The organism is Pseudosulfitobacter sp. DSM 107133, assembly GCF_022788695.1.
In the GTDB taxonomy this organism is placed as follows: domain Bacteria; phylum Pseudomonadota; class Alphaproteobacteria; order Rhodobacterales; family Rhodobacteraceae; genus Pseudosulfitobacter.
Genome location: NZ_CP085154.1, coordinates 303,302 through 329,517 on the forward strand (window position 1 = coordinate 303,302; position 26,216 = coordinate 329,517).

The 26,216-nt window shown below is 63.5% G+C and carries 23 protein-coding genes; 14 read left to right on the forward strand and 9 right to left on the reverse strand.

The annotated features are described in order from the left end of the window. Positions 1 to 14 precede the first annotated feature (14 nt). Positions 15 to 2,333 carry an aldehyde dehydrogenase family protein gene (locus tag DSM107133_RS01480; RefSeq protein WP_114293043.1) on the reverse strand — a complete coding sequence of 773 codons (2,319 nt, stop codon included), beginning with the start codon at positions 2,331 to 2,333 and terminating at the stop codon, positions 15 to 17. 3 nt (positions 2,334 to 2,336) lie between these two features. Then, a complete protein-coding gene (gene deoC / locus DSM107133_RS01485; RefSeq protein ID WP_114293044.1) occupies positions 2,337 to 3,329 on the reverse strand; it encodes a deoxyribose-phosphate aldolase in 993 nt (330 codons plus the stop codon). Between the two features lie 169 nt (positions 3,330 to 3,498). On the opposite strand from deoC, the gene DSM107133_RS01490 reads away from it, so the two are divergent. Genes DSM107133_RS01490 through DSM107133_RS01500 form a run of 3 tightly spaced genes read left to right on the forward strand, consistent with a single transcriptional unit; the run spans position 3,499 to position 6,622 of the window. After that, positions 3,499 to 5,001: a DUF4173 domain-containing protein gene (locus tag DSM107133_RS01490; RefSeq protein ID WP_114293045.1), complete on the forward strand. Its 1,503-nt coding sequence runs from the start codon at positions 3,499 to 3,501 to the stop codon at positions 4,999 to 5,001. Beyond that, on the forward strand, positions 4,998 to 5,684 hold the full coding sequence (locus DSM107133_RS01495; protein ID WP_114293046.1) for a response regulator transcription factor: 687 nt from the start codon (positions 4,998 to 5,000) through the stop codon (positions 5,682 to 5,684). Before DSM107133_RS01490 ends, DSM107133_RS01495 begins: the two co-directional genes overlap by 4 nt. Further along, positions 5,672 to 6,622, forward strand: coding sequence for an ATP-binding protein (locus DSM107133_RS01500; protein WP_114293047.1), 951 nt, complete (start codon positions 5,672 to 5,674; stop codon positions 6,620 to 6,622). The genes DSM107133_RS01495 and DSM107133_RS01500 overlap by 13 nt, the downstream gene beginning before the upstream one ends. Before the next feature lie 87 nt (positions 6,623 to 6,709). Here the strand turns inward: DSM107133_RS01500 and uraH are convergent, their stop codons facing one another. Next, entirely contained in the window at positions 6,710 to 7,069 is a 360-nt protein-coding gene (uraH, locus tag DSM107133_RS01505) for a hydroxyisourate hydrolase (protein ID WP_114293111.1), read from the reverse strand. A gap of 220 nt (positions 7,070 to 7,289) precedes the next feature. Between uraH and DSM107133_RS01510 the strand changes: the two genes are divergently transcribed. From DSM107133_RS01510 to DSM107133_RS01525, 4 genes are all read left to right on the forward strand, one after another. Beyond that, positions 7,290 to 8,609 (forward strand): nucleobase:cation symporter-2 family protein, encoded by a 1,320-nt coding sequence (locus DSM107133_RS01510; RefSeq protein WP_114293048.1) that lies wholly within the window; start codon positions 7,290 to 7,292, stop codon positions 8,607 to 8,609. A 168-nt stretch (positions 8,610 to 8,777) separates the two neighbouring features. Then, positions 8,778 to 10,631: a DNA mismatch repair endonuclease MutL gene (gene mutL / locus DSM107133_RS01515; protein ID WP_114293049.1), complete on the forward strand. Its 1,854-nt coding sequence runs from the start codon at positions 8,778 to 8,780 to the stop codon at positions 10,629 to 10,631. After that, positions 10,628 to 11,863 carry a DNA recombination protein RmuC gene (gene rmuC, locus DSM107133_RS01520; protein ID WP_114293050.1) on the forward strand — a complete coding sequence of 412 codons (1,236 nt, stop codon included), beginning with the start codon at positions 10,628 to 10,630 and terminating at the stop codon, positions 11,861 to 11,863. Before mutL ends, rmuC begins: the two co-directional genes overlap by 4 nt. A 69-nt stretch (positions 11,864 to 11,932) precedes the next feature. Continuing rightward, positions 11,933 to 12,094: a hypothetical protein gene (locus DSM107133_RS01525; RefSeq protein WP_205387793.1), complete on the forward strand. Its 162-nt coding sequence runs from the start codon at positions 11,933 to 11,935 to the stop codon at positions 12,092 to 12,094. 62 nt (positions 12,095 to 12,156) lie between these two features. Here DSM107133_RS01525 and DSM107133_RS01530 read toward each other — a convergent pair whose 3' ends face one another. Both DSM107133_RS01530 and DSM107133_RS01535 read right to left on the reverse strand, forming a co-directional pair. After that, positions 12,157 to 12,816: a ChrR family anti-sigma-E factor gene (locus DSM107133_RS01530; protein WP_114293051.1), complete on the reverse strand. Its 660-nt coding sequence runs from the start codon at positions 12,814 to 12,816 to the stop codon at positions 12,157 to 12,159. Between the two features lie 5 nt (positions 12,817 to 12,821). Next, positions 12,822 to 13,328: a sigma-70 family RNA polymerase sigma factor gene (locus DSM107133_RS01535; RefSeq protein ID WP_205387798.1), complete on the reverse strand. Its 507-nt coding sequence runs from the start codon at positions 13,326 to 13,328 to the stop codon at positions 12,822 to 12,824. Between the two features lie 267 nt (positions 13,329 to 13,595). On the opposite strand from DSM107133_RS01535, the gene DSM107133_RS01540 reads away from it, so the two are divergent. The 5 genes from DSM107133_RS01540 to DSM107133_RS01560 are packed head-to-tail and all read left to right on the forward strand — an operon-like array spanning position 13,596 to position 18,202. Continuing rightward, positions 13,596 to 14,906 (forward strand): FAD-dependent oxidoreductase, encoded by a 1,311-nt coding sequence (locus DSM107133_RS01540; protein ID WP_114293053.1) that lies wholly within the window; start codon positions 13,596 to 13,598, stop codon positions 14,904 to 14,906. Next, positions 14,903 to 15,664: a DUF1365 domain-containing protein gene (locus DSM107133_RS01545; RefSeq protein ID WP_114293054.1), complete on the forward strand. Its 762-nt coding sequence runs from the start codon at positions 14,903 to 14,905 to the stop codon at positions 15,662 to 15,664. The genes DSM107133_RS01540 and DSM107133_RS01545 overlap by 4 nt, the downstream gene beginning before the upstream one ends. Next, entirely contained in the window at positions 15,661 to 16,893 is a 1,233-nt protein-coding gene (locus DSM107133_RS01550; RefSeq protein ID WP_114293055.1) for an MFS transporter, read from the forward strand. The genes DSM107133_RS01545 and DSM107133_RS01550 overlap by 4 nt, the downstream gene beginning before the upstream one ends. After that, on the forward strand, positions 16,890 to 17,477 hold the full coding sequence (locus DSM107133_RS01555) for a DUF3833 family protein (protein ID WP_114293056.1): 588 nt from the start codon (positions 16,890 to 16,892) through the stop codon (positions 17,475 to 17,477). The genes DSM107133_RS01550 and DSM107133_RS01555 overlap by 4 nt, the downstream gene beginning before the upstream one ends. Continuing rightward, on the forward strand, positions 17,474 to 18,202 hold the full coding sequence (locus DSM107133_RS01560) for an SDR family NAD(P)-dependent oxidoreductase (protein ID WP_114293057.1): 729 nt from the start codon (positions 17,474 to 17,476) through the stop codon (positions 18,200 to 18,202). Before DSM107133_RS01555 ends, DSM107133_RS01560 begins: the two co-directional genes overlap by 4 nt. Positions 18,203 to 18,756: 554 nt before the next feature. Here DSM107133_RS01560 and DSM107133_RS01565 read toward each other — a convergent pair. From DSM107133_RS01565 to DSM107133_RS01580, 4 genes are all read right to left on the reverse strand, one after another. After that, on the reverse strand, positions 18,757 to 19,806 hold the full coding sequence (locus DSM107133_RS01565; RefSeq protein WP_114293058.1) for a saccharopine dehydrogenase: 1,050 nt from the start codon (positions 19,804 to 19,806) through the stop codon (positions 18,757 to 18,759). After that, positions 19,803 to 20,420, reverse strand: a complete 618-nt coding sequence (locus DSM107133_RS01570; protein ID WP_114293059.1) for a glutathione S-transferase family protein — start codon at positions 20,418 to 20,420, stop codon at positions 19,803 to 19,805. Before DSM107133_RS01570 ends, DSM107133_RS01565 begins: the two co-directional genes overlap by 4 nt. 23 nt (positions 20,421 to 20,443) lie before the next feature. Next, complete coding sequence (locus DSM107133_RS01575) at positions 20,444 to 21,097, reverse strand: histidine phosphatase family protein (protein WP_114293060.1); 654 nt, start codon at positions 21,095 to 21,097, stop codon at positions 20,444 to 20,446. A gap of 97 nt (positions 21,098 to 21,194) precedes the next feature. After that, positions 21,195 to 21,668 (reverse strand): GNAT family N-acetyltransferase, encoded by a 474-nt coding sequence (locus DSM107133_RS01580; RefSeq protein ID WP_240310484.1) that lies wholly within the window; start codon positions 21,666 to 21,668, stop codon positions 21,195 to 21,197. A gap of 240 nt (positions 21,669 to 21,908) precedes the next feature. Between DSM107133_RS01580 and DSM107133_RS01585 the strand changes: the two genes are divergently transcribed. Together DSM107133_RS01585 and fdhF are read left to right on the forward strand one after the other, a co-directional pair. Beyond that, complete coding sequence (locus DSM107133_RS01585) at positions 21,909 to 23,330, forward strand: MFS transporter (RefSeq protein ID WP_114293061.1); 1,422 nt, start codon at positions 21,909 to 21,911, stop codon at positions 23,328 to 23,330. Positions 23,331 to 23,449: 119 nt separating this feature from the next. Beyond that, a complete protein-coding gene (gene fdhF, locus DSM107133_RS01590; RefSeq protein WP_114293062.1) occupies positions 23,450 to 26,212 on the forward strand; it encodes a formate dehydrogenase subunit alpha in 2,763 nt (920 codons plus the stop codon). Positions 26,213 to 26,216 lie beyond the last annotated feature (4 nt).

Here is a 26,216-nt window from a genome sequence, read left to right on the forward strand (position 1 = left end):
CAAAAGAAAGCGGGTTATTCGCCGTAGGGAATCCAGATGTTCTTGATCTCCGTCGCGGCGGCAAGCGCGTCTTTTGTTGCGGGCAGGCTGGCGGCGATCCATGTGCGTTTGAGGTTGCTGGCCGAACCCTTGCGAATGGTTTCCGACAGGGCCGGATCCGAGAAGGACCAGACCGCGTCGATGTCCATGTGGCGGGCCATTGTGCCGGCCAGTGCCTCGTGCGGGCCGGTCAGGATGTTGACCACGCCGGCAGGTACGTCCGACGTATCGAGGATCTGGTAAAAATCGGTGGCCACCAGCGGAAAGGGTTGCGACGCGCCCAGAATGATGCGGTTGCCCATGGCGATGGCGGGGGCCATCAGCGACACCAGACCCAGCAGAGGGTGTGTATCGGGGCAGAGTGCCGCGATCACGCCGGTGGGTTCTTTCATTGCCAGCGCCACGCCACGGATCGGAACCCCGTGGGCCTGGCCATCGTATTTGTCGGCCCAGGCTGCTGCGGTGAACAGGGTGTTGATGCTGTCGCTGACCTCTTGCGCGCCGGTGCGCCCGCCTTGCAGGGCGTTCAGGCGGGCTTCGAATTCGTCCGCACGTGCGTACAGATTTTCGGCAATGTAGTACAAGATTTGCGCCCGCAGGTGGCCGGTGGTCTTGCCCCAGCCCTTGGCCGCCTGCGCTGCCTCAACCGCGTTGCGCACGTCCTTGCGGCCCGATTGGGAAGCGTGCCCCAGCAGGGTGCCGTTCTTGCCATAGACCGGCGCCGAATAGCCGCCGTCGGGGCGCGCCTGTTTGCCGCCGATGTACAGCTTGGCGGTGCGGTCGATACCCTCGGCGGGGCCTTTGTCACCCTCGAACGGCGCGATCAGAGGCAGGGGTTTCTTTGCATCTTTTGGCTTGGTGTAAGCGGCCAGCCCTTCCCAGCCGCCCTCGCGGCCAAAGCCGCTTTCGCGCACGCCGCCGAACCCTGCGGCGGCATCGAACAGGTTGGTGGCATTGGTCCAGACCACACCGGCGGCCAGTTTGGGGGCCACGTCCAGCGCAAGGTTGATGTTTTCGGTCCACAGCGTTGCCGCCAGCCCGTAGCGGGTGTTGTTGGCCAGCTCGACCGCTTCCGCAGGTGTGCGGAAGGTGGTGGCGACCAGAACCGGGCCAAAGATTTCCTCTTGCATCAAGGGATGCGCGGTATCGAGGCCGGTGATCAGCGTCGGCGGGTAGAAACAGCCGCGCGCGGGCATGTCGCACACCGTCTGGTGCATGTCGCCATCGCCGTTGGCGGCGACCATGTCGGTGATGGTTTTCAGTTGGGTCGCATCCACGATGGCGCCCACGTCGATGCTTTTGTCCAGCGGGTTGCCGATGCGCAGCTTGTCCATGCGGGCGCGCAGTTTGGTATAGAACCGTTCCGCCACGGGTTCATGCACCAACAGGCGCGATCCTGCGCAGCAGACCTGTCCCTGATTGAACCAGATGGCATCAACCAGCCCCTCGACAGCTGAATCCAGATCGGCGTCGTCAAAGACGATGTAGGGGGACTTGCCGCCCAGCTCCAGCGTCAGTTCCTTGTCGGTGCCTGCGGTGGCCTCGCGGATGCGGCGGCCCACGGCGGTCGAGCCGGTAAAGGCGATTTTGTCCACGTCGGCGTTCACGATCATTTCGCCCACCGCCCCGTCGCCGGTGACGATGTTGACCACCCCCGCAGGCAGGCCGGCCTGACGGCAGATGTCGGCGAACAGGATGGCGGTCAGCGAGGTGTATTCGGCAGGTTTCAGCACCACGGTGTTGCCCATCGCCAGTGCGGGCGCGATTTTCCAGGCCAGCATCAGCAGCGGGAAGTTCCACGGGATGATCTGGCCGCAGACGCCCAGTGCCGCGCGGTCGGGCAGGGCGTCTTCCATCAGCTGGGCCATGCCCGCGTGATAGTAGAAATGCCGCTGCGCCAGTGGAATGTCGATGTCGCGGCTTTCGCGGATCGGTTTGCCGTTGTCGAGCGTTTCCAGCACCGCGAACAGGCGGCTGTGTTTTTGCAGCAGACGCGCGATAGCATAAAGGGAGCGTGCGCGGCCCGGACCGCCCAGTTTTTCCCACTTGGGCTGTGCCTTGCGGGCGGCGGCCACGGCCTTGTCCACATCGGCCTGTGTGGCCTGCGTCAGGGTCGCCAGTGCCTCGCCCGTGGCGGGGTTGGTGCTGTCAAAGCCTGTGGCGGGCTTGGTGAACTGGCCGTCGATGAAATGGCCGAAACGGCTGCCCTGATCGACAAGCCATGTCAGGGCTTCTTCGGCGGATTCGGGGGCGGGGCCATAGTCCATCGTCTGAAAAATCTCTTTCACGGTCATGATTTATCCCATCGGATGGCGGTGAGCGGCGGAATAGTTGCCGGTGACGTGGTGTTCGAGCTGGCGTTCGATGTCGCCCAGCAGGGACGACGCGCCAAAGCGGAACAGGTCGGGTTGCAGCCAGCGTGCGCCGAGCTCTTCCTTGATCAGGGCAAGGTAGGTGATCGCGTCCTTGGCCTTGGAAATGCCACCCGCAGGTTTGTAGCCGACGTGGATGCCGGTGGCGGTGTAATAGTCGCGGATCGCGCGGATCATGGTCAGGCTGACGGGCAGGGTGGCGTTCACGCTTTCCTTGCCGGTGGATGTCTTGATGAAATCGGCACCGGCCATCATGCACACCAGTGATGCGCGGGCGACGTTGCGCAGGGTGCCCAATTCGCCGGTGGCAAGGATCGCCTTGACGTGGGCATCGCCGCAGGCGGCGCGCATTTCGCGCATTTCGTCGTAGAGCGCCTGCCAGTTGCCTTCCAGAACGTGCCGACGGGAAATGACGATGTCGATTTCGGATGCCCCTGCGGCGACGCTGCGGCGGATTTCCTCGATGCGCAGGTCAAAGGGCGACAGGCCCGCGGGAAAGCCGGTGGAAACGGCAGCGACCGGAATGCCCGACCCCTCCAGCGCGGCCACAGCAGTTTCGACCATCTCGTGATAGACACAGACCGCGCCGGTTGTGATGCCCGGCATGTCCAGCGCCGCCAGCACTTGAGCGTTCACCGGCTGGCGCGCCTTGGCGCACAGGCGGCGGACGCGGGCGGCGGTGTCGTCGCCGGACAGGGTGGTCAGGTCGATGCAGGTCACCGCCTTGAGCAGCCATGCCGCCTGATAGTCCTTCTTGACCGATCGGCGGGCGGGCAGTGTCGCGGCGCGGCGTTCGATGGCCGAGGTGTTGGCCTGCACGGCGCGGACCCAGTTCATGTCCAGATCCATGCCCGGATTTCGGGTCAGGGTCAGCTGCGGCAGGTGGGCGTCCTGCGATGTGGTGGCGGGTTGAAGCATGGGGTCACCTTCAAAGGAACAAGGTCTGAAAACTGGCACGGGCAGGCGACAAGCGCAAGACGCGGCGCGGCGTCAGCCTTTGCGCAAAAACTGCACAAACGGAGCGCGGGGCTTGCGCGAATGCTTTGGCATTGAGGGGGCAGAAAAAATGACTTGAGAGGCAGTTGATATGAAAACGGCAATCATGCGCGGCGTGCCGCTGGCGATGCAGCACGATGGCTGGTGGCTGGGCGGGATAGACCAGCCGTCGCAACGCAAGCGGACCGAGCGACAGGGCGACCGCACGGGGCCGGTGCGGCTGGCGCTGCTGGTGGCGCTGATCGCGCTGTCGGATGCGCTGGTCTGGCAGGTGTCGGCGGGTGTGTCGCTGGCGCTGTTCTGTGCGATTTTGGGCGGTGTGGCGATTTGGCTGGCGGATGTGCCTGCGCGGGTCGCATCGCAGGCAGGCGGTGGCGTGGCGTTGGCGGTGCTGCCGCTGGTCGAGCTGGTGCAGCCGCTGTCGGTGGTGATCAGCATGGTCGGCCTGTCGCTGGTTGTGGTCTTTGTCGCGGGGATCAGGCGTGCCGCGGTGATCCGCAGTGCGCTGCGGTTGTGGTGGGTCGGTCCCGTGGCCGCGGTGCGCGACGGGGCGCAGGCCGCGCGGCAAATGGTGTCGGTAAAGCCGTCTGGCTGGGATCTGGAGCGACTGGTCAAGGCCTGGGCGGTGCCGGTGATCTTGGGCGGTGTCTTTGCCTTGCTGCTGCTGGAAGCGAATCCGGTTCTGGATCGCTGGTCGCAAAGCCTGAACGATCTGCGCCTGCCCGAGGTGAACCTGTGGCGCGGGATGTTCTGGGGATTGATGGCGCTGCTGATCTGGCCCTGTCTGGTGACTGCGCGCCTGCACAGCAGGCTGATGCCCGCCCCCGCGCGTCAGACGGTGCGGCGTGTCGGTGTGATCAACGCAGGTTCGGTCGCGCGGTCGCTGGTGCTGTTCAACGCGATGTTCGCGGTGCAGACGGTGATGGATATCGTCATGCTGTATGGTGACGCGGGCCTGCCCGAGGGGATGAGCCATGCGACATATGCCCATCGCGGCGCTTATCCGTTGCTGGTGACGGCGCTGCTGGCGGGGTTGTTTGCGGTGCTGGCGCGTCCCTTTGCCGAGGAGAAGCCGCTGTTGCGGGTGTTGCTGCTGGCGTGGCTGGCGCAGACGCTGGCGTTGGTGCTGGCCTCGGTGGTGCGGCTGGACACCTATGTGGATGTCTACGGGCTGACGCGGCTGCGGCTGGCAGCCTTTGTCTGGATGGGCATGGTGGCCGCAGGGCTGGGCGTGGTGGTCTGGCAGGTGGCGGCGCGCAAGCACAACGGCTGGATGCTGCTGCGTTCGGGCGGCATTGGCGTGGTGACCATCTATGTCTGTGCTTTCATCAACTTTGACGGGATCATCGCGCGCCACAATCTGACGCAAGAGGTGGTAAAGGATTCCTGGTACATCTGCCGCTACCTGGGTGAAGGGGCCTTGCCCGCCGTCACCAGACACGAGGCAAAAACAGGGTATCCCTTGTGTCCGATGCTGCAGCCGGGCATCGGGCCGGAGCTGTTCGAACCTGCGGACTGGCGGGAATGGGGCTTTCGCAACGCGCGGCTGCGCCGTAGCTTGCAGGCCATTGAAGCAAGGCAGATGACCCAATGAGCGCCCAGACCATTCTGATTGTCGATGATGACGCGCAAATCCGCGATGTGCTGCGCATCGCGCTGGAACAGGCCGGCTTCCGCACCGAGGCTGCAGGCGACGGGGCCGAAGGGCTGGCCAAGGGGCGCACCGGGCGGTTTGACCTGATCGTGCTGGACATCGGCCTGCCCGAGATGGACGGGCTGGCAATGTGCCGCGAACTGCGCACCACGGATCAGACGCCGGTGCTGTTCCTGACCGCGCGCGAGGACGAGATCGACCGCGTGCTGGCCTTTGAACTGGGTGGCGATGATTATGTGACCAAGCCGTTCTCGCCCCGCGAACTGGTGGCCCGCGTGCGTGCCATCCTGCGCCGCAGCAGCGTTGTGCAACAGGGGACGACACGCACGCGGGGTGTTCTGGAGGTGGACGCGGCCCGCCACCACTGCGCCGTTGCCGGCGTGCCGCTGGCGCTGACCAACCGCGAGATGGCGCTGCTGGACCACCTGATGCAAAGGCCCGAGCAGGTCGCCTCGCGGCCCGCGCTGACCGATGCGATGTATGGGGCCAACATCCATGTCAGCGACCGGACCGTGGACAGCCACCTGCGCAATCTGCGGTCCAAGCTGTCCGAAGCAGGCTGTGCCGATGCCGTCGAGACGGTGCATGGCGTTGGCGTGCGGATGGGCCCATGTCGCGGATAAAGGCAAAGTGGCGTCCGCCGCTGGCCTTTGTCATCGGCGGGACGCTGGCGGCGGTTCTGTGTCTGCCGCTGATCGGGATCGTGTGGTTCCGGCTGGCGGGCAATATTCTGGGCTGGGGCGAGACCGGCTGGCTGATCTTCTGGATGGCGGTTGTGTCGACGGGTGTGTTGGCGTTCTTGCTGTGGCGGCTGGTGCTGCGGCCCGTGGCGCGGCTGACCGCCTATGCACGCGCGGTGCGCGAAGGGCGCAGCGACGCCACCCCGCCCACGCATTTCGGCACGCCCGAATTCGGCGCGCTGGGGGCCAGTGTGATTGCCATGGGTGACACGCTGCAATCGCGCGCGGCCAGCCTGCGCGCCTATGCCGACCATGTCACGCACGAGCTGAAATCCCCCCTGACCAGCCTGCGCGGTGCGGCAGAGCTGCTGCAATCGGACCTGCCCGCACAGGATCAGGCCAAGCTGGTCGAGACCATCGAAGCTTCGGCGGCGCGGATGCAGACATTGTTGACGCAGTTGCAGCGACACGCGGCAGCCAGTCAAAGCAGTGGGCCGGGGCAGACGCATCTGTCGGCTTTGCCCGCATCGGTTGGACATGTGCAGATTGTGGTCGAGCGGGAAGGCAGCGTGCCGCTGTCTTTGGCCGATCTGACCGTGGTGATTGACCAGCTGGCGCAGAACGCCGCGGCGCACGGGGCCGCGCGGCTGGTGCTGGAATGGCAGGGGCAGGCGCTGCGTGTCGCAGACGACGGAACGGGAATCGGCACGGGCAACGCCGCGCGCATTTTCGATCCGTTCTTTACCACCCGTCGCGACGCGGGCGGCACGGGCATGGGGCTGACCATCGTGCAAACCTTGCTGTCCGCACATGGCGCACGGATTGCGCTGGACGATCAGGCGACGGCCGACGGGGCAGCTTTTGTGATCTCTTTTGACTGAACGACCGGTTTTGGCGCAGGTGCGGTTGGGGCTCTGCCCCCGGCGCTGCGCGCCTCCCCTGGAGTTTATCCGGCAAGATGAAGCGGTTTAGCTGCCGCGATAGGTGGAATAGCCGAAGGGCGAAAGCAGCAGCGGAACGTGGTAGTGTGCGTCGATGTCCGAGATGCCAAAGCGGATCGGGATGCGGTTCAGGAACCGTGGGCTTTCGGGGGGCACGCCGATGGTGTCGAAATAGGTGCCTGCTTCGAATTCCAGCTCGTATTGGCCTTCGCGAAAGCCTTCGGCGGGCAGAATCGGGCTGTCGGTGCGGCCGTCGGCGTTGGTGACCATGTGGGACACTTTGACCTTGGCCGTTGCGTCATAACGATAGAGCGTGATCGACAGGCCGGCGGCGGGCTGGCCGGTGCTGGTGTCCAGTACATGCGTTGTCAAATATCCCGAGGCCATAGCGTTCTCTCCCGACGTTGCTCCAACTGACCACAGCCGCGCCGCGGGCGCAAAGGGTTTCCCGCCCCGCGAGTCCAGACCCCGGGCGCCCGATTTGCTGGCAGGTTCGTCAGTGGCGTCTGTCTGCAAGAGGTTTTGCTTGATGGGTGATGATCCCCGGCTGCATAGTTTTCGAGAGCCGCAGGAAGACGGTCTTGGAACCAATGAGGGACAACAGCTTATGACTGATATTGCACCGGGTGCCTATGCGGACCCCAACGAAACACCCCCGATGCCGCAGGCGATTGCGCTGGGGTTGCAACACGTTCTGGCGATGTTTGCGTCGAACGTCACACCGTCGATTATCGTCGCAGGGGCGGCGGGGCTGGCCTTTGGCGGGGCCGAGCAGGTCTATCTGATCCAGATGGCGATGCTGTTTGCAGGGATTGCGACGCTGTTCCAGACCATCGGCTTTGGCCCTGTGGGCGCGCGGTTGCCGATCATGCAGGGCACCAGCTTTGCCTTTGTGGGTGTGCTGGCTGGTGTTGCCGCGACGCAAGGGATGGGCGTGGCACTAAGCGCCTGCCTGATTGGGGGGATTCTGCATTTCTGTCTGGGGGCGTTCATCAAAAAACTGCGCTGGCTGTTCCCGCCGCTGGTCACGGGGTTGGTCATTCTGGCGATTGGTCTGTACCTGATCCCGACCGCGATCAAATACGCCGCAGGCGGCGCGGCGGATTTCCAGATGGCGGCGGAAAGCTTTGGTTCGCTGAAACACTGGGCCGTGGCGCTGACCGTGGTTGTGGTGGCGCTGGCGTTCAAGTTCTTTGCCAAGGGGTCGCTTGGCAACTCGGGCATCCTGATCGGGTTGCTTGCGGGCTATGTGCTGGCCTTTGTTCTGGGGATGGTCAACTTTGCCGCTGTGGGCAGGGCAGCGTGGATCACCGGCATCACGCCGATGCCTTTCGGGTTCGAGTTCAATCTGGGTGCCGTGATCGCGGTGACGCTGGTTTGTGTGGTCTCTGCGATTGAGACTGTGGGTGACACCTCGGCCACCACCAAGGCGGGCGCGGGGCGCGATGCGACGGATGACGAGATTGCCGGTGCCACATATGCCGACGGGCTGGGCACGGCGGTGGCGGCTGTGTTTGGCGGGCTGCCCAACACATCGTTCAGCCAGAACGTGGGCATCGTCGGCATGACCGGTGTGATGTCGCGCCATGTGGTGACCATTGGCGGGCTGGTGCTGATCGTCTGCGGGCTGCTGCCCAAGATCGGCGCGGTGATCGCGTCGATGCCGTTGCCGGTGCTGGGCGGCGGGGTGATCGTGATGTTCGGCATGGTGGCGGCGGCCGGTCTGAACGTGCTGACCGAGGTCAGGATGAACCGCCGCAACATGGTGATTATTGCTGTGTCGCTGACGGCGGGCTTGGGTCTGAACCTGGTGCCGACGGCGGTGCAATATCTGCCCGGCGTGGTGCTGACGCTGGCCACAAGTGCGGTGGCGCCGACGGCGCTGGTGGCGGTTGTGCTGAATCTGGTTCTGCCTGAGGAGATCTGACAGCGTTCCGTAAGTCGGCCCTTCGCGGTGGATTTTTAGGACCAGAGAAGGGGCAGGGCGCAGCGGGCGGCTTGCCCCTTTTTGACAGGGTGGGGCCTGGAAAAGGGCAGTGGATAACTCAGGCTTCACGCTTTCAGAATCGGGCGCGGCCATGCTAGATATGGCGGCATGGCCACAGCAGACAACAATATCAACGATTCACGCCCGGTGATCCGGCAACTGGACGAGGGCGCGATCAACCGCATTGCGGCGGGCGAGGTTGTTGAACGCCCTGCCTCGGCGGTCAAGGAACTGGTGGAAAACGCGCTGGATGCGGGCGCGCGGCGGGTAACCATCGACATTGCCGATGGCGGCAAGACGCTGATCCGTGTGACCGATGACGGTTGCGGGATTGCCGGGCACGATCTGGCGCTGGCGCTGAGCCGTCATGCCACGTCGAAAATCGACGGATCGGACCTGTTGAACATCCACACATTCGGCTTTCGCGGCGAGGCGTTGCCCAGTCTGGGGGCGGTGGGTCGGCTGAGTATTGCCAGCCGCGTGCCGGGGGCCGAGGCGTTCCAGATCAAGGTGGAAGGCGGCGCAATGGGCAAGGTGCGGCCCGTGGCGCTGAATGCGGGCACGGTGGTGACGCTGGGCGATCTGTTCTATGCCACGCCTGCGCGGCTGAAGTTCATGCGCACCGACCGCGCCGAGGCGCAGGCGATCACCGACATCATCAAGCGGCTGGCGATGGCCGAGCCCTTTGTGCGGTTCGAGTTGCGCGACATCAGCAACGACAGCCCGCGCACGGTGTTCGTGGCCGAGGCGCAAACCGGCGATATGTTCGATGCGTTGCACGGGCGGCTGGCGACGGTGCTGGGGCGCGAGTTTGCGGACAATTCACTGGCGATTGATGCCGAGCGGGAGGGCTTGCACCTGACCGGCTATGCGGCCCTGCCGACCTATTCGCGCGGTTCTGCCGTGGCGCAGTATCTGTTCGTGAACGGGCGGCCCGTGCGCGACAAGCTGTTGGTGGGGGCGCTGCGCGGGGCCTATTTCGATTTCCTCAGCCGTGACCGGCATCCGGCGGCGGCGCTGTTTCTGGATTGCGACCCGACGCTGGTGGACGTGAACGTGCACCCTGCGAAATCCGAGGTGCGCTTTCGCGATCCGGCGCTGGCGCGGGGGCTGATTGTCTCGGCGCTGCGTCATGCGCTGGCGGGGGCGGGGCACCGCGCGTCGTCCACTGTGGCGGGGGGCGTGATCGAGGCGATGCGGCCTGAAGGGGCAAGCGTCGACGCGGGTGCGCCGCGCGTTTATCAGATGGACCGGCCCAGCCTTGGGTTGCGGGCAGCCCCATATCAGACACCGCAGCAGACCACCGGCTTTGCCGAGATGGCGCGGGACTACAGCGGGCAGGTGGCCGCGCCCGAACCCGTGGCCGAAAGCGATCCGCAAGACTTGCCGCTGGGCACCGCGCGGGGGCAGGTGCACGAGAATTACATCATCGCGCAGACCGCCACGGGCATGGTGATTGTCGACCAGCATGCGGCGCATGAACGGCTGGTCTATGAAAAGCTGAAACGCCAGATGGCCGAGAATGGTGTCGCGGCGCAGGCGCTGCTGATCCCCGAGATTGTCGAGCTGAGCAATGGCGATTGCGCCCGTTTGCTGGAGTTGGCCGACGATCTGGCACGGCTGGGGCTGGGCATCGAAGCCTTTGGCGGCGGTGCGATTGCCGTGCGGGAAACCCCGGCCATTCTGGGCGAGGTCAACGCCGAAGCGATGATCAAGGATATTCTGGACGAACTGGACGACATGGGCAGCAGCCAGACCGTGCAGGCGCGGATCGAGGCGATCCTGAGCCGCGTGGCCTGTCACGGGTCGATCCGCTCGGGGCGCTGGATGCGCGCCGAAGAGATGAACGCTCTGCTGCGCGAAATGGAGGCAACGCCGCATTCGGGGCAGTGCAACCACGGGCGGCCGACCTATGTGGAGCTGAAGCTGGCCGATATCGAACGGCTGTTCGGGCGCACATGATCGAGATTGCGGGGCAGTCCTATGCGCTGAGCGATCCGCTGGTGTTGGCCGCTGCGGGGGCGGGGCTGTTGTTGCTGCTGATCGTGGTGCTGCTGATCGCCACGGTGCGCGCGGCGGGGCGTTCTGCGCGGATGGCGATGCCGCTGTCGCAGCAAATGCAGGTGTTGGGGCAGAACGTGCATCAGCTGGGCATGGGGCAGGCGCAGCTGCAGGGTGGTTTGCAGACCGTCAGCGACACGCAGGCACACGCCCAGGCCCAGATGATCCAGACCGTCGAGGCGCGGCTGGCCCATGTGCAGCAACAGATGCAAGACCGGTTGGCCGACAACGCCATGCGCAGCCAACGTGCGCTGACCGAGATGCAGGAGCGGATGCGCGAGACGCTGCACGGCTCGTCGAAACAGACCACCACCAGCCTGACGCAGTTGCAGGAGCGGCTGGCCTCGATCGACAAGGCACAGGACAATATCACCAAGCTGTCGGGGGACGTGCTGTCCTTGCAGGACATCCTGTCGAACAAGCAGACGCGTGGCGCGTTTGGCGAAATCCAGCTGACCGACATCGTCAGCAAGGCGCTGCCGCGTGACAGCTACCAGATGCAGGCGACGCTTTCGAACGGGCGGCGGGCCGATTGTCTGATCCACCTGCCGAACCCGCCCGGCCCCATCGTCATCGACAGCAAATTCCCGCTGGAAGCTTACGAGGCGCTGCGCAAGGCCAAGACCGAGTGGGATCTGAACGAGGCGGCCAAGGCGATGCGTGTCGCGGTCAGGAAGCACATCAACGATATTTCCACCAAGTATATCCTCGAAGGTGAAACCGCTGACGGTGCGCTGATGTTCCTGCCCTCCGAGGCTGTCTATGCCGAATTGCACGCGAATTTTCCCGAACTGGTGCGGGCCGGGTTCGATGCGCGGGTGTGGATCGTGTCGCCCACCACCTGCATGGCCACGCTGAACACCATGCGCGCGATCCTGAAAGACGCGCGGATGCGCGAGCAGGCGGGGGCCATCCGCACGACGCTGCGCCAGTTGCACCGCGACGTGGAAATCGTGGTGGAACGGGTGGACAAGCTGAACCTGCACTTTGGTCAGGCTCGCAAGGATCTGGACGGGATCAGCACCGCCGCCGAACGGGCTGGCAAGCGGGCGGCGCGGCTGGACAACTTTGATTTCGAGGAAATCGACGAGGCCCCCGGCACGGTCGTGCCGCTGACCACACCCGAGACATGAACGCAGGCTTGTGAAGCACCACGGTTTGCGCCATAGGCAGCCATCCCCCAGCCGAGAAAGGCGACCCCCGTGGATTACAAGAAGTCAGGCAATGCCAAGGTTGGCAAGAACGCGCCCCGTCACAGCGAACACAACGCCAAGGGCAGCGACAAGAATCCCTTTGGCAAGGGCACCGACAAGGCGGCCTTGCTGGCGCGTATGAAGGCGGCTGCCGCGGCGAAGAAGAAATAGGATTGATCCTCTGTCGCATGACAGTCGGCAGCGCCGCGCAATAAGGCGCTGCCTTGGGTGGATCAGATTCGAATGAACCGCTGTGCGATCTTCAACAACAGACCCTTGAACCGCAAGGGCGCATCGGTGACGGCCAGACAGATGCAGTCTTCGTGGATGTCGGCCACGGGCGTGTGGTTCACATTTGTGTCTGCCGTTTCCACATCGCCGCGCGCGAAATAGCCGTCTTCGTCCTGAAACGCCCCTTGCAGAACCATCGTCATTTCAATGCCGTTGTGGCCGTGGTCAGGCATCGCGACACCTGCGGGAATGTGTAACAGGCGCGCCGTTGCACCCGCCGAGGTGGGCAGAATTGCCTGACGCACACCCATGCCGATGTTGCGCCATTTCACGCCTGTCAGGTCATCGCCGATATAATCGCTTAGCGGGACAGGTACGGTTTTGCTGCGGGTCGATGGCGCGCGCTCTGTCGCGCCTGACGGGCAATCCTCAAGCCGGTCCATGACCGCGGCAAGGCTGCCTGTGTCCAGCGTCGCCATTGCATCGCTGTCTTCGCTCAGTATTGCGCCGCCGATGCTGTCAAAGCTGGCCAGCTGTGCGCGGCATTCGTCGCACAGCGAAATATGGGAGGCCACGAGGATGTTGAACGCCTCGGGCAGGGTGCCTGCCGAATAGCCCATCAGCATCTGGTCCGTGATGTGGTGTTTGATGTGTTTGTTCATCGCTCTTACTTCATTGTGTGACGCAGTCGATCCAGCGCCAGACGTATCCTTGATTTGATCGTGCCCAATGGCAGACCGGTCTGTTCGGCGATTTCGCTGTGGGTCAGATCCCCGAAATACGCCTGTTCTATCAATGCGCGCTGTCGCGCTGGCAGGTCCGCAATGGCGCGAACCAGAATTTCGCTTTCCTGCTGCATGGCAATGACATCTGCCTGCGCCGGTTCTTCTTCGGGGCCCCATGTCAGCTCTTCCGGCTCGGGGCGGCGCTGCTTGCGCAGCGCGTCAATCTTGCGGTTTCGGGCGATCGTGAAAATCCACGTCGCCACCGACGCCCGCGAGGCGTCAAACATGTGCGCCTTGTTCCAGACGGTCACCATGACCTCCTGTGCGCATTCCTCGGCCAGAGACGCATCGGCCCCCGACTTGATCAAAAATCCCTTCACCCGCGGCGCGAAGTGGCCGTAAAGCTCGGCAAAGGCGGCGCGGTCCCTCGACGTGTGAATGCGCACCATATGGTCCACCCACAGGGCGCGTGTATCGGCCTTGGTACGCTTGCTCACGTTTGAACGTCCTGTCGCAGGGGGAACCCCCGTTTTGCTGTAGTTTAGGCCAGCCGGAACGGCGGGCGTTGTGGTGTTAAGACCTGCGAACATAACCGTGTTACGGGTCCGGTCGCCAGTTGGATCAAAATATTATTTTTGAGATCATTTGCATCCGAAATGCAAACTGGCCCGTAGGTATTGCATAAGAACAACGACGGCCAAGGAAGCAAGAAAACAATGCCTTTTGAAGACCCCGGCGCCCAAAGCGCCCAAGGCCACAAGAAAATCGCCATTATCGGAGCAGGTATTTCAGGCATGGGGGCGGCCCATATGCTGGGCAGCCAACACGCAGTGACGCTGTTCGAATCCGAACCACAACTTGGCGGCCATGCCCGCACCCGTATGGCAGGACGGGGTGGCGATACGCCGGTGGACACGGGGTTTATCGTGTTCAACTACGCCAACTATCCGCACCTGACACGGTTGTTTGACGAACTGGACGTGCCTGTCGTGCCGTCGAACATGAGTTTTGGAGCCTCGATCGGCGGCGGGCGTCTGGAATACGGCCTGGCCAGTCTTGGCGCGCTGTTTGCACAGCGGCGCAACGCGCTGGACCCGCGGTTTCTGGGCATGGTGCGGGATGTGTTTCGCTTTAACAAGCGTGCCCTGCGGCTGGCCGAGGGCGACCCGCAGATGACAGTTGGTACATTTCTCAGGCTTTTAGGTACAGGAAACTGGTTCCGCGACTATTACCTGCTGCCGTTGTCCGGTGCGATCTGGTCGACGCCCACGGAAAAAATCATGGATTTCCCGGCCCATGCGATGATCCGGTTTTTCGAGAACCATGCCTTGCTGCATCACACCGGCCAGCACCAGTGGTATACGGTGCAAGGTGGCAGCCGCGAATATGTCAACCGTCTGGAAACCGCCATGGTACGCGAGGGCATCGACATCCGCCTGAATGCGCCGGTGCAATCCGTGCGCCGCAGCGCTGGCGGCGCGCATGTCAAAGCATGGGGCGGCGACTGGGAAGTGTTCGACGAGGTGATTTTTGCCACCCATTCCGATGACACGCTGACGCTGCTGGCCGACCCGTCGGACCAGGAGCGGTCGGTGCTGGGGGCGGTCAGCTATCAGCCGAACGACATCGTGCTGCATTCTGACGAAAGCATCATGCCGCGCCGTCGCCAGACTTGGTCGTCGTGGGTTTACACCGAAGATGCCGAGGCCGGGTCAGAGCGCATCGACCTGACCTATTGGATGAATTCGTTGCAACCCTGGCTGAAGGGTGAACAGTTCTTTGTCACTCTCAACAGCCGCCGCGACATCAACCCGGATCTGATCTGGGATCAGGTGACCTTGCGCCATCCGGTCTATGATCTGGCGGCACTGGCCGCCCAGAAACAGGCGGCGCGGATGAACGGGACCAACAACACATGGTTCTGTGGCGCGTGGATGAAGAACGGCTTTCACGAGGACGGGCTGTCGTCGGCTGTGGATGTGGTGCAGGCCCTGCTGGCAGAGCCGCAGGTGCTGGCGGCAGAATGAGCAGGGGCATCGACCATATCGCGGCGCAAACCTTTCACGGGCGCAAGGGCGCGGTAGAGAACGCCTTTCGCTACTCGCTGGACTATGTGCTGCTGGATGCCGAGGCAGAGGTGACAGGCCCCGCGCTGTTCACCCGCAACGGGCGCGGTGTGGCTGCGCTGAATGACGTAGACCACGGTGGTGCCCCCAAAGACGGGCGCGGCGCGGCCTGGGTGCGCGATGTGTTGCGTGACTGGCAGGTGCCGAATGTGGCCAGAATTGAATTGCTGGCCCAGCCGAAACTGCTGGGGCATGTGTTCAATCCGGTCAGCTTCTGGCTGTGCCGCGGTGGTGACGGCGCGCTGCTGGCGGTGATCGCCGAGGTGTCGAACACCTTTGGCGACCGTCACAGCTATTTGGTTCACCACGCCGATCACCGGCCGATTCTGCCCGGCGACAGGTTGCTGGCGACCAAGATTTTCCACGTCTCGCCGTTCCAGCCCGTCGAGGGGGGCTACGAGTTTCGCTTTGACATCACGGATCAGCGGATTGGCATCTGGATTGATTACAGCCGTGGTCAGGGCGGGCTGATCGCCACGCTGACGGGCCAGCGCGTTCCGATGAGCAACCGTTCGATCCTGCGGGCGCTGTTGCGTCGTCCGTTCGGCTCGCGGCGTGTGCTGGCGTTGATCCACTGGCAGGCGTTTAAGTTGTGGATCAAGCGCGCCACATTCCGGTCGCGCCCTGCCCCCCCTGTAAAAGACGTGTCGCGGGGATGACCCGCGCGCCCCGACTTCCGGCCTTTGCTGTCTTTGCGGCACTGTTGGCGGCGGCGGGTTTGCCGATCTATATTCATGCGCCCAAATTCTATGTGGACGAATACGGTGTTTCGCTGGGGGCGTTGGGCGCGGTTCTGTTTGGATTGCGGTTGCTGGACGTGGTCCAGGATCCGCTGTTCGGGCGGCTGGGCGACCGTCTGCGCAACCGGCGCGGGGTGGCTGTTGCAGTGGCGGCTGCGGTGATGGCGCTGGCGATGCTGGGCCTGTTTGCCGTGCCGCCTATGGGGCCGCCGCTGGTGTGGTTCGCGGTGATGCTGACGCTGGTGTTCTCGGGCTTCAGCTTTCTGACGATTGTGTTCTATGCCCAGGGTGTTCTGAGCGCTGACCGGCTGGCGGGGCAGGGCCATTTGTATCTGGCCCGCTGGCGCGAGACGGGCGCGTTGCTGGGGGTCTGCGTTGCGTCGATCGCACCGGTGGGTCTGGGGCTGTGGATGCAAGCGCCCTTTGCCGGATTTGCGGCGGGGTTTGCGGTGCTGGCGCTGGTGGCGGTGCTGATGATGCGTGGTGAATGGTCGGGCGCGGGGTTGCCTGCGTCGACCGGACTGCGTGCGGTGCTGCGGGACGCACTGGCGCGACGGCTTTTGTTGATTGCCATGCTGAATGCAGCGCCGGTGGCGGTGACAAGCACGCTGTTTCTGTTCTTTGTCGAAGCGCGGCTTGAGTCGGGCGGCAAAGCGGGGCCGTTGCTGTTGCTGTTTTTTCTGGCCGCTGCCTGTGCCGCCCCCGTCTGGGGCGTTCTGGCTGAACGTCACGGTCCCAAAAACGTGCTGCTGGCGGCGATGGCGCTGTCGATCCTGTCGCTGGGCGGTGCGGTGTTTCTGGGCGCGGGCGACTGGGCGTGGTTCGCGGTGATCTGTCTGGCATCCGGCGCGGCGCTGGGCGCGGATCTGACATTGCTGCCCGCGATCTTCGCGGCGCGCATGGCGCAGATTTCGCCGGGGGCGACGGACGGGTTTGGATTGTGGTCTTTCGTGTCAAAATTCACGCTGGCCTTTGCCGCCGTCACCCTGTTGCCCGCCTTGCAGGCGGCGGGGTTCAACAGCACGGGGGCCAGCCCCGCCGCTGCCTTGACGCTGCTGGCGGTGCTTTATGCGCTGGTGCCTTGCGGTTTGAAACTGTTCGCAATGGCCTTGCTGGCGGCCACACCGATGAAGGGGGCCTTGGCATGACAACGGTTCTGATCGCCACACTTCTGATCCTGGCACTGGTCTGGGCACGCAGGCAGTGGGGCGGGTTCACGGCGCAGCGGCCCGGCGATTATGCAGGCGCAGACGGCCCCGTCTTTGACCTCCGCAGGCACCTTGACGGTCCGCTGGTGTGCGAAGGCGTGATTTATGGCCCGTTTGGGCGCGTCACCAGCCGCTTTCATGCGCGGATCAATTGCACATGGGATGGCGATACCGGCATGATGGACGAATTGTTCACCTATTCCGATGGCAGCACGCAAGCGCGTGCCTGGGCGTTGCGCTGCCATGACGGCGGGGGTGTCAGCGCCACAGCCGATGATGTGGTCGGCGCGGCCCATGGCATCACCAGCGGGCCGACCTTTCAGATGCGCTATCGGATCAGGCTGGCCGAAGATCTGGGTGGCCATGTGCTGCGCGCCGTCGACTGGATGTATCTGACGCCAAGCGGAACCATCACCAACCGTTCGCAGTTTTACAAACTGGGAATATGCGTGGCCGAACTGGTCGCCACCATCCGGCCCGCCGACGGCGCGGCGCAGAGGGAACTGACAGGGAGTACGACATGAATTGGCAGGGCAAACGCTATTGGCTGGTGGGTGCAAGCGACGGATTGGGCGCGGCACTGGCGCGCAAGCTGAGTGCGCGCGGGGTCGAGGTGATCCTGTCCGCGCGTTCGCAAGACAAGCTGAGTGCGCTGGCGGATGAGCTGCCGGGCAAGGCGTCGATCCAGACGGTTGATATTGCGGACAGCGACAGTGTCAAACAAGCCGCCAAAGCAGTGGGGCAGATCGACGGGCTGGTGCTGTTGGCGGGGGTCTACTGGCCGTTCGGGGCCAAGGCGTGGGATGCCGATCAGGCGGTTGCAATGGCCGACATCAACTTTACCGGCTTTGTGCGGGTGCTGGGACAGGTGGTGCCCGATTTCGTCGCGCGCGACGCGGGGCATGTTGTCATCACCTCAAGCCTGACAGGCTTTCGCGGGCTGCCGGGGTCTATCGGTTACACCGCCAGCAAGGCCGCAACCATGTCGCTGGCCGAATGCATGTACGCCGATTTGCGCAAGACCGGCGTGACGGTGCAGGTGTGCAATCCGGGTTTCATCAAGACCCAGCTGACCGACAAGAACGATTTTCGTATGCCGATGATCATGCAGCCCGAACAGGCCGCCCAGCATATGGTCGAGCACATGGAAACCGACCGTTTCAAGACCAGCTTTCCCTGGCTGTTCTCGCTGGTGTTTCGCGGGGCGAATTTTCTACCCGACTGGCTGTACTACCGGATTTTCAGCTAGGATCAGGATGAATGGGTCCTGATCCTACGTCATCAACGGGCTCAAGATGGGGAGCCAGACCTTCGCGCAGGAGGCCGCGAAGGTTTCAAAAGAGGCCAGATTTACCTCACAACACAGGGCAACGCCCGACCGCGGGTGGGCATCGCTACGCAGGCGGGGGCCACTTAATTTCAATGCTTTGGCGTGTGGCTAAAGAACTGCAATACGGAGAGAAAGCGCCCGCCCGTCGCACCAAAGGTGCGCCGATATTATCAGGCACGCCTCTGGCGTGACGGACGGTCGGGCGCTGCCCGGCGGCACTGCGTGCCTCGATTCCGGGCTTTGGTGGATGGGGTTGGCGTTTGAGGGTGTTGCGACGGGCGGTGCTACGCACCTTGATTCCGGGCTTTGGTGAACGGCAGCTCCGTCCGCTCAGCCGACCTTGGCACCGGTCGTGGTGAAGGTCCGGTTCAGGTCAGAAATGCATGAGGTTCGGGCCTATCTTGCGTGATGCCGCCCACTGAAAAGGCACAGGAAATGTGTTGTATTGAGTCACGCTCCGCGCCGTTCCACAGTTAAAGCCTGGCCATGTGGTGATCGAAGGTGGCCTTGGCGCGGCCCCAGACACCGCTGTCCAGTCCGCCCAGGGTGGCAAGGCTCGGGAGCAATTGGTCGGCGTAATCTTCGGAACTTTCCAGCGGCAGCATTGACGGCAGGTTGTCGATGGCGGTCACGTCCAGCGGTGGCGCGTCGTGTACACGCAGTGCCGGGGCATCCCAGGTCGTGGTGCGGTCATAGACCTTGATCGGGGAAAAATCGCTGTCGGGGTCGCAGGCGATGTCTCCGATCACCCGCAGGGTGCGCGCATCGGTCTTGGCCGAGGCAGGGACAAACACCGGCGTGCCGGGGCGCGCGAGGATGCAGTTGAAGAACAGCGCGTGCTGCAACACTTCGGGGAAGGGGCCGCCTGATCGGGTTTCGGCCATGTCCCATTTGGTCACGTCAACGCCCATCGCCGCACACAGATCCGCAGCACCGGTGCCCACACGTCCCAGCGCGCCGATAACCAGCGCATTGGGGCGGGGTGCGTCGCCCAGTTGGTCCAGCAGATCGGCGCGCAGGGCCTGCGCCGAGGGGTAAGTGCCCACGGGGCCGCACAAGGCCCCCTGCTGCTGCGCCGCCCAGCATTTCAGCGCAACGGCAGCCCCCGCATAGCCTGCCCAATAGCCGAACGCGGCAACGCGCCGTCCTTCGGGCGTGACCAGATATTCCAGATCATAGAGCGTGCCACCCCCCGCCCGGAAGCGCTGCAACAGGCGCAGGCCTGCGGGTTGCCCCTTGTAGGCGTGGCCGAACATGATGTGGCGGTGCGGCAGTGGTGTGCCGTCTTCGGGCAGTTCCTTGAGCCCGAAGACAATCGCATCGCGCGGTGCGTCGGGCCAGCTAAAGGCCGTTGCAATGTCAGCGCCCGCAGCGGCAAAGCCGTCGATGGGCATACAGCGCGTCGGGCTGTCTTCCACTGTCACCTTGATTCCGGTGGCGATCAGCTGGCGCACCCCGTCGGGCGTCAGCCCCACGCGTTCCTCGTTGTCGCGTTGTTCGGCGCGGACCCACAGATGTGTCATGGCAGCATTCCGTTTGCACGCACGGCCTTGACCGAGGCGCGGGTTTCCATTGCGGCCATGAACCTGGAAATGCGCGGATAGTCGGATGGATCGACACCGTCGCCTTTCAGCCAGTTGCACACGACAAACAGATAGGGATCGGCAAGGCTGAGCGTGTCGCCCATGACAAAGGGGCCTTGCAGCGCGTGATCTTCGATATAGCGCGCCGAGGCTGCCATGGTTTGCGGCACCTTGGCTGTCATGTCGTCAAAGCTGGATTGCAGGTCTGCCCACCGGCTGCCGCGCATCTTGTGGGCGTGATTGATGTGCATGGTCGAGGCCAGATAGTACATCACACCGCGCATCTGCGCGGCGGCCAGCGGATCGGCCGGCACAAGGCCCGCTTGCGGGGCGCTGGCGGCGATGTACTCCAGCAGCGCGCCGGTTTCGGTCAGAAGCTGGCCCTGCACCTCCAGCGTCGGCACGCGGCCCTTGGGGTTCTTGGCCAGATAGGGGGCTTTGGTCTGCTCGGCTTCGGCAAAGTTGACCTTGGTTGTGGTGTAATCCAGTCCCGCCTCTTCAAGCGTGATCGCAACGACAATCGAGATGGTGCCAGGGGTGTAATAAAGATGCATGCGGTGGCCTTTCGAGGGTCGGGTCAAACGTGGGTTTGGGCGTGATGCCGGTCGGGCTGTTCCAGATGCGGGACGGCGTTGAACAACACCGGAGACCATGTGCCCCCGACCGGAAACAGCCGGTGCAAAGAGGTGTTCATGATCGCCAGCGCCAGATTGGCCATGGCGCGGATATCCAGACCCATGTGCTGACGCATCGCCATCGAAATCAACCCGCCCGAGGTAATGACCAGCGCCGGGCCATCACCTGCCGCGATTTCGCTCAGGGCGGCGCTGACGCGGGTTTCGAATTGCTGGAATGTCTCGGGGACGTTGATGATCTCGCCATTCTGCCATGCGGCAAAGACCCGTGGCAAATGGGCGGTGAACTCGGTTTGCTCGGTGGGAATCGGAACGCCCTGTTCGTCGCGCAGGGCGGCGGCAAGGTTGAAATATTCCAGTTCGTTCAGGCGCGCGTCGCGGGTGGCGGTCAGGCCGGTGTCCATCGCGTCGGCGGTTTCGATGTGGCGGCGCAATGTGCCTGTATAGAGCCGTACATGGTGCTGCCCGGTGTCGCGCATATGGGCACCAAGCCATGCGGCTTGCTGAAAGCCCAGAGGGGACAGGCGGTCATAAGAGGCCTCGTCGGTGGCACCGGAATTGGCCTGACCGTGACGGATCAGAGTGATGTGGGACATGGGCAGCCTTTCGCGCTTTGCCGCCGTTGTAGGCGAGGGGTGCAGGGGTGGAAAGTGCAGCGCGCGCAACGGGGTGTTTTTTCGCAGGATTATGCGGTCATTCGGTCTCCAACCGATACTTGAGAAAAGTTGACCCGTCATAGTCGATCTCGTCGACAAATGTTGCCCCAAGCCGCGTAAGCGCACTCAGGTTCTTGCGTGAGGGCGGCAATAGAAAAGTCACGAAAGGAATGCGTTCATCCGCAATGGCGAACGCGATTGCCTTTCTTGTAATCTGCGTGCCCAACCCGAATGCTTCCGGCCTTAGGACCAAGCCATAGTCCCATTCGCCGCCCTCTTTTTGAAAGCCTCCCCAACCGACATATTTGCCGTTTGACAAAATAGCCCAATGCCCAAGTCCATCGCGTCTCCAGCAATCTTCCTTGGCCGTTACAAATTTGGTCACAGCGGCATCATCCCATTCAAATGTCAGCAGTGGCATGTGCTCTGCAACACGCGGATCGGACATGTGCGCGATGATTTCGTGCGGGGCGACCTCGGACAGTCGTACAAAGAGGATTTCGTGTTTCAATGTGGCTTCCGTTGGCGATGACAAGAAGGCTCAATTTAAGGGTTCACCTGCCACGAGCAACAGTTGAAATGCCAAGCGCCCCGCCATCAACACATCTGAAATGCTCTACAAGCCCCGCCACGCAGCCGGACGCCGGGTGCAATATCATCATGGATTCCACCTGAGGAGCGGTGCAAAATAGGTGCTTGATCTCAACCATGGTTGAGGAAATACAAAGGGTATCGTCAACAGGAGAAGACGATGACCCAAGCCCCCGATATAGTCACCACATCTGCGCCGGATGCCTATGTTTCATGGCGGGAATTTCTGACCAGCGGGCACACCGCGTCGCTGATGTTGGTCAGCCTTGCCGTGATGTTGCACGCCGCCGACAGTCTGATCGTGGCCACCATGCTGCCGTCGATTGTGGCCGACATCAACGGCGCGGCGCTGGTGGGGCTGTCGGTGTCGCTGTATGAAATGGGGTCGATTGTGGCGGGGGCGGCAAGTGCCATCCTGACCATGCGCATCGGGCTGCGTCATCCGATGGCCGCGGCCGCGGGGGTGTTCGGGCTGGGCTGTCTGGTCAGCGCTGTCAGCCCGACGATGACGTTGTTTCTGGCCGGGCGCACGCTGCAAGGGCTGGGTGGCGGCGGATTGGTGGCGATGTGTTTTATCGCCATCGGCGTGCTGTTCCCCCGACGCTACGCGGCACGGGCGCTGGCGGTGGTGTCGACCATCTGGGGTATTTCCGCCTTTTTAGGGCCGCTTATCGGCGGGGTTTTTGTTGCCTATGCCACATGGCGCTGGGGTTTTGCCTGCTTTGGCGCGGTGGCTTTTGGTCTGGGTTTGTGGATTTTCCTGCGCCCGCAGGGGGCACCGGCATCGCAGCAGGACACGGGCAATGTGTTCCCCTTCCGCCGGTTGGTCTTGCTGTGCCTTGCGATCCTTCTGATCGCGGCAAGCGGTGTGAATATTGCGCCTGTGCGCAGCGGCCTGTTGATCTTGTGCGGGCTGGCCGCTTTGGCGATGTTCGTGCACCTGGATGCGCGGGCGGGCGACAGCCGGATGCTGCCGCAGCGCCCCTTTGATCTGCGCACCCCTATCGGGGCGGCGCTGGTGATGATCGTCACCCTGTCGATGGCCACCATCGCCATTGCGGCCTTTGGCCCCTTGCTGATTACGGCAATCCATGACGCGCCCGCGCTGACCGTGGGCTATGTCGTCAGTTGCGGCTCGGTCGGTTGGACCCTGACGGCGATCCTTGCCAGCGGCTTGTCGGAACGGACCGACCGTCTGATGATTGCGCTGGGCATGGGGCTGGTGGCGGCCAGTGTGCCCGCGTTTCTGTACGCCGTACCCCACGGGCCGGTGTGGCTGATCGCCCTGATAGCGTTGATCGAAGGCGGCGGCTTTGGCATGGCGTGGACCTTTGTGCTGCGGCGGACCGAGGCGCTGGCCCAGCCCGCTGACGTGCAGCGCATCGCAGGTGCGATCCCGACAGTTCAGCGTCTGGGCTACGCTTTGGGCGCGGTTTTTGTCGGGTTGGTGGCGAATGCGGCGGGCATTCTGACGATGACCACGGGGCCAAGCGCCATTCAGGTGGCCGAATGGGTCTATATCGCCTGTCTGCCGCTGGCCGCACTTGGGCTGCTGGCAACGGGGTTTTTCGTGCGCAAGTGAACGTCGCGCCCACAATCGGAAACACCAGTGGCGCAAATTCGGGTTCGGGGGTCGGGAATGGGAGTCCCGTTCGGGCGCAGCCTTTGCTAAAAGGAAGAACGTTTTGGGAGGCAAGAGCGATGTCGGACGTAGTAAAGTTTGTGCTGGATGGCCAAGAGGTTGAAGCCGAGGCCGGTCTGACCATCTGGGAAGTGGCCCATGGCCGCGGTCTTGTGATCCCGCATTTGTGCCACAAACCGGCCCCCGGCTATCGCCCCGACGGCAACTGTCGTGCCTGCATGGTGGAAATCGAGGGCGAACGGACTCTGGCGGCATCCTGCATCCGCGAACCCAGCGAGGGCATGGTTGTCACCACCAATTCGGCCCGCGCCGAAACCGCGCGCAAGATGGTGGTCGAGATGCTGGTGACCGACCAGCCCGCCCAGGACGTCGCCCACGACAAGTCCGCTCACTTGTGGGACATGGCCGCGCTGAACGGTGTCAGCGAAAGCCGTTTCCCGAAGCTGGAAGAGGGCCGCATTCCCCTGCTGGACGACAGCCATGTCGCGATGCGCGTGAACCTGGATGCCTGTATTCAATGCGGGCTGTGCGTGCGCGCGTGCCGTGAAGTGCAGGTGAACGACGTGATCGGCATGGCGGGGCGCGGGCATGATGCCTATCCCGTTTTTGACATGGCCGACCCGATGGGCGACAGCACCTGTGTGGCCTGCGGCGAATGCGTGCAGGCCTGTCCGACGGGGGCCCTGATGCCCGCAAGCGTGGTGGATGCGGATCAGGTGGGCGACAGTGCCGACTTTGATTCCGAAGTTGACAGCATTTGCCCCTTCTGCGGCGTCGGCTGCCAGATCAGCCTGAAGGTCAAGGACGGCAAGGTGAAATACGTCGAGGGCATCAACGGCCCCGCGAACGAAGGCCGCCTGTGCGTCAAGGGCCGTTTTGGCTTTGACTATATCCACCACGACCACCGCCTGACCAAACCGCTGATCCGCCGCGACGATGCGCCTGCCAAGGGGCTGAACGTGGACCCCGCCAACTGGCAGACCCATTTCCGCGAGGCCTCATGGGACGAGGCGCTGGATTTTGCCGCCGCCGGCATGAAGGGGCGGGGCCGCGAAGTGGCCGGTTTCGGCAGTGCGAAATGCACCAATGAAGAGGCCTACCTGTTCCAGAAGATGATCCGTCAGGGTTTTGGCCACAACAACGTCGATCATTGCACGCGGCTGTGCCACGCGTCGTCGGTGGCGGCGCTGATGGAGAACGTGGGTTCGGGGGCTGTAACGGCCACGTTCAACGAGATCGAAAACGCCGATGTGGCCATCGTGATCGGGGCCAACCCGATTGAAAACCACCCCGTTGCGGCGACCTATTTCAAACAGTTCACCAAACGCGGCGGCAAGCTGATCGTGATGGACCCGCGCGGAGTCGGGCTGCGGCGTTTCGCCAGCCATATGCTGCAATTCCGCCCCGGTTCCGATGTGTCGATGCTGAACGCGATCATGCATACGATTGTCGAGGAAGGGCTGTACGACCAGCAATATATTGACGCCTATACCGAGAACTGGGAGGCCGAAAAGGCGCACCTGAAAGATTTCAGCCCCGAGAAGATGGCGCCGATGTGCGGCATCGACGCCGAAGTGCTGCGTGATGTGGCGCGGACCTTTGCCGGGGCCAAGGCCGCGATGATCTTCTGGGGCATGGGGGTGTCGCAACACATCCACGGGACCGACAACAGCCGCTGCCTGATCTCGCTGGCGCTGATGACGGGACAGGTGGGGCGGCCCGGTTCGGGTCTGCACCCGCTGCGCGGACAGAACAACGTGCAGGGCGCGTCGGATGCCGGGCTGATCCCGATGTTCCTGCCCGACTATCAGGACGTGACCGACGAAGGCGTGCGCCGTGCGTTCACCGAGGTTTGGGGCACCGAAGACTTTTCCGGCGAAAAGGGACTGACCGTGACCGAGATCATGGATGCGGTGCACGCGGGCGACATCAAGGCGATGTATGTGCTGGGCGAAAACCCCGCCATGTCCGACCCCGACGTGGAACACGCCCGCGACGCGCTGGCCAAGCTGGACCATCTGGTGGTGCAGGATATTTTCATCACCGAAACCGCGAACTATGCCGACGTGATCCTGCCCGCATCCGCCTTTGCCGAGAAATCGGGCACCGTGACCAACACCAACCGTCAGGTGCAGATGGGCCGCGCGGCGGTGACGCCTCCGGGCGAGGCGCGCGAGGACTGGTGGGTCGAGGTCGAGCTGGCCAAGCGGCTGGGACTGGGCTGGACCTATACCGGACCGGCTGAAGTTTTTGCAGAGATGGCGCTGAACATGCCGTCGCTGGCCAACATCACATGGGACCGGCTTGAGGCGCAGAATGTCGTGACCTATCCGTCGCTGTCTCCGACGGATCCGGGGCAGGCCATCGTCTTTGGCGACGGGTTCCCGCGAGCGGACGGGCGGGCGAAATTCACCCCTGCGGCGGTGATCGCGCCCGATGATGTGCCGGATGCGGAATATCCGATGATCCTGACCACGGGGCGGCAGTTGGAGCATTGGCACACCGGGTCGATGACCCGCCGCGCCACGGTTCTGGACGGGATCGAACCCGAGGCAAACTGTTCGCTGCATCCGTCCACCTTGCGCAAGCTGGGCGTGGCTGCGGGCGGGCACGTGCGGCTGACCACCAAGCGGGGCAGCATCACGGTGATGGCCCGCGAGGATCGTGCCGTTGCCCCGGATATGGTGTTCCTGCCCTTTGCCTATGTCGAGGCGGCGGCGAACATCCTGACCAATCCGGCGGTGGACCCCTATGGGAAAATCCCCGAGTTCAAATTCTCGGCAGTTAGGGTCGAGGCGGCGGAGGCCGTGGCCGCCGAATAGGCAG

Bases quoted from the DNA above. Each gene is read 5' to 3' on its own strand.
- DSM107133_RS01565 (WP_114293058.1), bottom strand. From the start codon at position 19,806: ATGACACATCTGTGGGTCCGCGCCGAACAACGCGACAACGAGGAACGC.
- uraH (WP_114293111.1), bottom strand. From the start codon at position 7,069: ATGGCCTCGGGATATTTGACAACGCATGTACTGGACACCAGCACCGGC.
- DSM107133_RS01545 (WP_114293054.1), top strand. From the start codon at position 14,903: ATGAGCAGGGGCATCGACCATATCGCGGCGCAAACCTTTCACGGGCGC.
- DSM107133_RS01510 (WP_114293048.1), top strand. From the start codon at position 7,290: ATGACTGATATTGCACCGGGTGCCTATGCGGACCCCAACGAAACACCC.
- DSM107133_RS01555 (WP_114293056.1), top strand. From the start codon at position 16,890: ATGACAACGGTTCTGATCGCCACACTTCTGATCCTGGCACTGGTCTGG.
- DSM107133_RS01585 (WP_114293061.1), top strand. From the start codon at position 21,909: ATGACCCAAGCCCCCGATATAGTCACCACATCTGCGCCGGATGCCTAT.
- DSM107133_RS01575 (WP_114293060.1), bottom strand. From the start codon at position 21,097: ATGTCCCACATCACTCTGATCCGTCACGGTCAGGCCAATTCCGGTGCC.
- mutL (WP_114293049.1), top strand. From the start codon at position 8,778: ATGGCCACAGCAGACAACAATATCAACGATTCACGCCCGGTGATCCGG.
- DSM107133_RS01560 (WP_114293057.1), top strand. From the start codon at position 17,474: ATGAATTGGCAGGGCAAACGCTATTGGCTGGTGGGTGCAAGCGACGGA.
- DSM107133_RS01540 (WP_114293053.1), top strand. From the start codon at position 13,596: ATGCCTTTTGAAGACCCCGGCGCCCAAAGCGCCCAAGGCCACAAGAAA.
- DSM107133_RS01535 (WP_205387798.1), bottom strand. From the start codon at position 13,328: ATGGTGCGCATTCACACGTCGAGGGACCGCGCCGCCTTTGCCGAGCTT.
- DSM107133_RS01530 (WP_114293051.1), bottom strand. From the start codon at position 12,816: ATGAACAAACACATCAAACACCACATCACGGACCAGATGCTGATGGGC.
- deoC (WP_114293044.1), bottom strand. From the start codon at position 3,329: ATGCTTCAACCCGCCACCACATCGCAGGACGCCCACCTGCCGCAGCTG.
- DSM107133_RS01490 (WP_114293045.1), top strand. From the start codon at position 3,499: ATGAAAACGGCAATCATGCGCGGCGTGCCGCTGGCGATGCAGCACGAT.
- DSM107133_RS01550 (WP_114293055.1), top strand. From the start codon at position 15,661: ATGACCCGCGCGCCCCGACTTCCGGCCTTTGCTGTCTTTGCGGCACTG.
- DSM107133_RS01500 (WP_114293047.1), top strand. From the start codon at position 5,672: ATGTCGCGGATAAAGGCAAAGTGGCGTCCGCCGCTGGCCTTTGTCATC.
- DSM107133_RS01495 (WP_114293046.1), top strand. From the start codon at position 4,998: ATGAGCGCCCAGACCATTCTGATTGTCGATGATGACGCGCAAATCCGC.
- fdhF (WP_114293062.1), top strand. From the start codon at position 23,450: ATGTCGGACGTAGTAAAGTTTGTGCTGGATGGCCAAGAGGTTGAAGCC.
- rmuC (WP_114293050.1), top strand. From the start codon at position 10,628: ATGATCGAGATTGCGGGGCAGTCCTATGCGCTGAGCGATCCGCTGGTG.
- DSM107133_RS01480 (WP_114293043.1), bottom strand. From the start codon at position 2,333: ATGACCGTGAAAGAGATTTTTCAGACGATGGACTATGGCCCCGCCCCC.
- DSM107133_RS01570 (WP_114293059.1), bottom strand. From the start codon at position 20,420: ATGCATCTTTATTACACCCCTGGCACCATCTCGATTGTCGTTGCGATC.